A 4533-nucleotide genomic window follows, 5' to 3' on the forward strand; every position below is an offset into this window, starting at 1 on the left:
GCTATTGGCTTAGCAATTGCCATGCGCGACGCAGGTGACATTCTCCAATTGGGAAGCAGTATTCGCGCCGAAATGGCCGATATTACCGCCGGTTTGCCGGTGGGAATTGAACCGACATTGGTGGCCGATCAGGCCGTTACGGTGGATGTGGCAATTGGCGATTTTATGACCTCGCTTTGGCAGGCTATCGTAATCATTCTTGGTTGCAGCTTTCTCAGCTTGGGGATTCGACCCGGCACCGTAGTAGCACTGGCGATTCCGCTGACGTTGGTGATCGTGTTTGCCGTGATGGATATCGTCAATATCGATCTGCATCGGATATCTCTAGGCGCATTGATTATCGCCCTTGGTCTGTTGGTCGATGATGCCATGACCACGGTTGATGCCATGATGCGGCGCTTGGCTGCCGGAGACAGTAAAGATGAGGCCGCCACTTTCGCTTATCGCACCTTGGCTGCCCCGATGCTGATAGGAACACTGGTGACCATCGCCAGTTTTGTACCTATTGGTTTTGCCCAGAGCTCGGCGGGTGAGTACACTTTTTCGATTTTCTCAGTGGTGGGTATTTCACTGATCGTCTCATGGCTGGTGGCGGTGATTTTTGCACCCTTGATTGGAAAAGCGATACTCAAGACACCTAAGGCCGAGTTACAAGCCAAGCCGAGTAAGTTACTAAATGCTTATGGTACTTTCTTGCGTGCGGCGATCCGCGCCAAATGGTTGACCATCGGCCTGACACTGGGGGCTTTCGTCATTACCTTATTCTTGTCGCAGTTCGTTTCGCAGCAGTTTTTCCCCGCCTCTGATCGTCCTGAATTGACGGTGGATTTGAGCCTGCGCCAGAACGCTTCTATCTATGCCACTGAGGTGCAAGCCAAGCGGCTCGAAGCGTTACTTAAAGATGATCCCGATGTTGAGCACTTCAGTACCTATGTTGGCCAAGGGGCGGTGCGTTTTATCCTGACCTTAAATGTTCAGCTGGCTAATCCGTTCTTCGCTCAATTGGTGGTGGTGGCTAAAGATATTGAAGCGCGAGAACGGCTGCAGGTTAAATTGGAGAAACTTCTCGCTGAGCAGTTTCCTGATGTAGTGGCACGGGTCTCCCCTCTCGAGCTAGGCCCACCCGTGGGGTGGCCCTTGCAGTATCGGGTGAGCGGACCAGACAACGATAAGGTGCGCGCCATTGCCCTCGACTTGGCTGTGCTTATCGGTGCTGACGCCCGCGCCCGGCACGTGAACTTCGACTGGATGGAGCCGGCGCGGCAGATTCATGTGCGCGTCAATCAAGAAGAAGCCCGTCAACTGGGCATCAGTTCGAGTGCGCTGGCCGGTGTGCTCAATGCCGCAGTGACAGGCACGACAGTGACGCAGGTTCGTGACGATATTTACCTGGTAAACGTTGTGGCCCGCGCCATTGACGAACAGCGCGCCTCACTGGAAACGCTCAGCTCGCTGCAGGTGCCGACCCCGAGTGGGCGGATGGTGCCGTTGAGCCAGTTCTCGACCTTTGTTGAGGAGCAGGAGTTTCCTTTGGTGTGGCGTCGTGACCGGGTACCGACCTTGACTGTGCGCGCCGATGTGATCAGTGGGGAGATGCCAGATACCGTAGTGGAGGCGTTGGCACCGCAGGTCGCCGCATTTGCTGCCAAGCTGCCCAAGCCTTACAAGGTCGAAACCGGTGGGCTGTACGAGGAGAGCAAAGAGTCCCGCGCTTCGGTGTTCGCCGTAGTGCCGCTGATGATCTTGCTGATGCTGGTAGTCATGATGGTGATGCTGGTTAGCTTTCGCCGGTTAGTGATGGTGGTGTGCGTTTTACCGCTGGGGCTGATAGGCGTGGTGCTGACGTTGCTGACCTTTGATCAGCCGCTTGGCTTCGTTGCCATTCTCGGTGTTTTGGCCTTGATCGGTATGATCGCCAAGAATGCTGTGATTCTGATTGTGCAGATCGAAACCGATCGCGCCGAAGGGAAGAGTGTCTACGATGCCGTCATCGCATCAGCGACCTCGCGGATGCGGCCGATGATGTTGGCTGCCTTCTCAACCATCCTGGGCTTGATCCCAATTGCTCCGACCGTATTTTGGGGGCCGATGGCGTTCGCCATCATGGGTGGTTTGTTAGTGGCAACGCTGCTGACGTTGGTGTTTTTGCCGACGCTGTATGTGGCAGTGTTTGGCCATGAGCAAACACTTCCCGGTACGGTTGTTGATGAAGCCGCGATGGGTATTACGGATTGAGCTCAAGCCCATTAACTGCGCCCGCTGCTGCGGCGATGCGCGAGGTCTTAGAGTTGTATTTGGACGACACCCGACAGCTGTTTAACTCAATGGACCCGGCACCGTTTCGCGAGCGTGATATTGACCCCGAGGCGGCGCAGTACATCCTCGACTGGGCGTATGAGGTCTCGGGGCGAAAGTCGCTGGGCTTAGCGGTACATCTGGGGCGAGAGAACACCAGCGGTGACACTACGACGATCGTGACGCAAGCGGTGCATGAGTATTTTCGCGGTCGGGCGCAGGCTTCGCGCAAAGAGCTGAAAAAGCTACTGCGCACCGGGCGCATCACTTTTGTTATCGCGTTGGTTTTTCTGAGTGCGGTGAACGGCTTTAGTGAGTTTGTCTCTGAGCTAATCCCGCACGAGGGGCTCTTCTGGTTAATTAACGAGAGCTTATTGATTGCCGCCACGGTGGCACTCTGTCAGCCGATTGCGATTTTTCTCTACGACTGGTGGCCGATCCGCGCCGATGCTCGTTTGTATGACCGCCTTAGTGTGATGGATGTGCAGGTTTTCTGTGCCAATACGGCAAGTGCTTGCGTAGTGGAACAACCGGCGTTATGACGCAGTGGAGGCGGGCGATGGGCGTACCTAGGGTGTCAGTTGCATGGCAGCGTGGCGTGGCTTATTTCGGTTTTTGGCTGCTGTTGTTGCCAAGTTTTTCGCTTGCAGATCTGACCTTTGGTCTGCTGCTTGCGGGGGCCGCGACCTGGGTCAGTATGCGGCTGTTGCCCGTTGAAGCGGAGAGTTTACGGGTGAGCAAATTGCTGCAATTGGTACCGCACTTTATTTACGAGTCTTTACTTGCTGGAGTTGACGTGGCGCGGCGCGCGCTGGATCCAAAATTGCCGCTCAATCCTGGTTTGGTTAATTGCCCGGTCGGGTTTCCGCCGGGTTTTGCGCGCAATACCTTCGCCACCATTATGAGTTTGCTGCCCGGTTCTGTGTCGGTCGGTGATGGCGCTGACGATAAGGTGTTGGTGTATCACTGCCTCGACCTAGCCCAGCCGTTGGTCGAGCAGCTATACGCCGAGGAGCGGTTGTTTGCCAAGGCGTTGGTAGTGGGGAAAGCGCATGTCTGAGTTCTTGTTGGGTGCGGCGGTATTTATCCTTGTGGCAGTTGCCTTGGGCTTGTTACGAATCTTGCGCGGGCCGGGGCCGGCTGACCGGATGATGGCGGTGCAGTTGCTGGGCACGGGTGGTATTGCTGTGTTGTTGTTAGTTGGGGTGGCCACTGCCGAGCCGGCAACTGTTGATGTGGCGCTGACACTGGCACTGCTGGCGGTGTTTGCCACCTGTGCGTTCGTTACCGCCCCAGACGCTTCGCGCAACGCGCCACCCGAGGATCGGCAATGAGTATTTTTCTCGATGCTTGGAGCGTGCTCGCGGTGTTGGCGGGTGGTTTTTTCTTTTTTGTTGGCAGCCTTGGTTTGTTACGCTTTCCTGATTCCTTCACCCGCCTGCATGCCCTCACCAAGGCTGATAACCTAGGTCTGGGCTTTGTCGTGCTTGGGCTGTTGCCGCAGATGGACAGTTGGTTTGCCGGCCTTAAAGTGTTGAGTATTTGGTTATTGGTGCTGCTATCGGCGTCGATCATCTCGCAGCTGATCGCGCGTGCCATCAAGCGCAGGGAGTGGTGATGCTTAACCTACTGAATGGCAGTCTGGCGCTGCTAATCCTCGGTTTGGCCATTTGGGTCATAGTTGCGCGTGAGGCGTTCGCCGCCGTCGCCGGTTTTATGGTTTATGGCTTATTGTTGGCGTTGGTTTGGGTCCAGTTACAGGGCATCGACATCGCGCTCACCGAAGCCGCTATCGGCGGGGGGCTGACAGGCGTATTGCTTATTGGCGCAGTGACGCGCTTGCGCGCCGCAGAAGCCTCCATTTATGCCGTACGGCCAAGCGTGTGGCTGCGTTGGCTGGCAGGCGGGCTGTCGCTGGCAGTTACGCTACTGCTGGCGCTCTGCGTGCTGGCACTGCCCGACCCGGCACCGACGCTGGCGCATGCGGTGGTGGCCAATATAGATGCCACTGGGGTGGGCAATCCTATCACTGCTGTGCTACTGGCTTTTCGCTCGTTAGACACCTTGCTGGAGGCCATAGTGCTATTGCTGGCGCTGATTGGCGTTTGGTCGTTGGCCCCAGAGTCAGTATGGGATGGTCGACCTAGCTTGGCTCAGCAACTAGAAACTAATGGTATTTTGGCATATGCGGCGCGTTTGATGGTTCCGGTTGGCATTGTTGCTGGCGGTTATATCTTC

6 protein-coding genes are annotated in these 4533 nt (G+C 56.2%); all 6 read left to right on the plus strand.

What is annotated here, in order from left to right:
• Window positions 1-2235, plus strand: a 2235-nt coding sequence (locus AAC083_RS17530; protein ID WP_258224752.1) for an efflux RND transporter permease subunit, incomplete at its 5' end; no start/stop codon positions are given.
• Between the two features lie 53 nt (window positions 2236-2288).
• Entirely contained in the window at window positions 2289-2837 is a 549-nt protein-coding gene (locus tag AAC083_RS17535; RefSeq protein ID WP_146181720.1) for a hypothetical protein, read from the plus strand.
• A gap of 17 nt (window positions 2838-2854) precedes the next feature.
• A complete protein-coding gene (locus AAC083_RS17540) occupies window positions 2855-3355 on the plus strand; it encodes a Na+/H+ antiporter subunit E (protein ID WP_181364799.1) in 501 nt (166 codons plus the stop codon).
• Window positions 3348-3629 (plus strand): monovalent cation/H+ antiporter complex subunit F, encoded by a 282-nt coding sequence (locus tag AAC083_RS17545; protein WP_108537276.1) that lies wholly within the window; start codon window positions 3348-3350, stop codon window positions 3627-3629. Before AAC083_RS17540 ends, AAC083_RS17545 begins: the two co-directional genes overlap by 8 nt.
• Entirely contained in the window at window positions 3626-3913 is a 288-nt protein-coding gene (locus AAC083_RS17550; protein WP_108537277.1) for a cation:proton antiporter, read from the plus strand. Before AAC083_RS17545 ends, AAC083_RS17550 begins: the two co-directional genes overlap by 4 nt.
• Window positions 3913-4533 (plus strand): hydrogenase subunit MbhD domain-containing protein (locus AAC083_RS17555; protein WP_219927905.1); only part of this gene is annotated, 621 nt, incomplete at its 3' end. The genes AAC083_RS17550 and AAC083_RS17555, both read left to right, overlap by 1 nt.

This window comes from Aeromonas sp. HMWF014 (assembly GCF_963878295.1).
GTDB lineage: Bacteria > Pseudomonadota > Gammaproteobacteria > Enterobacterales > Aeromonadaceae > Aeromonas > Aeromonas popoffii.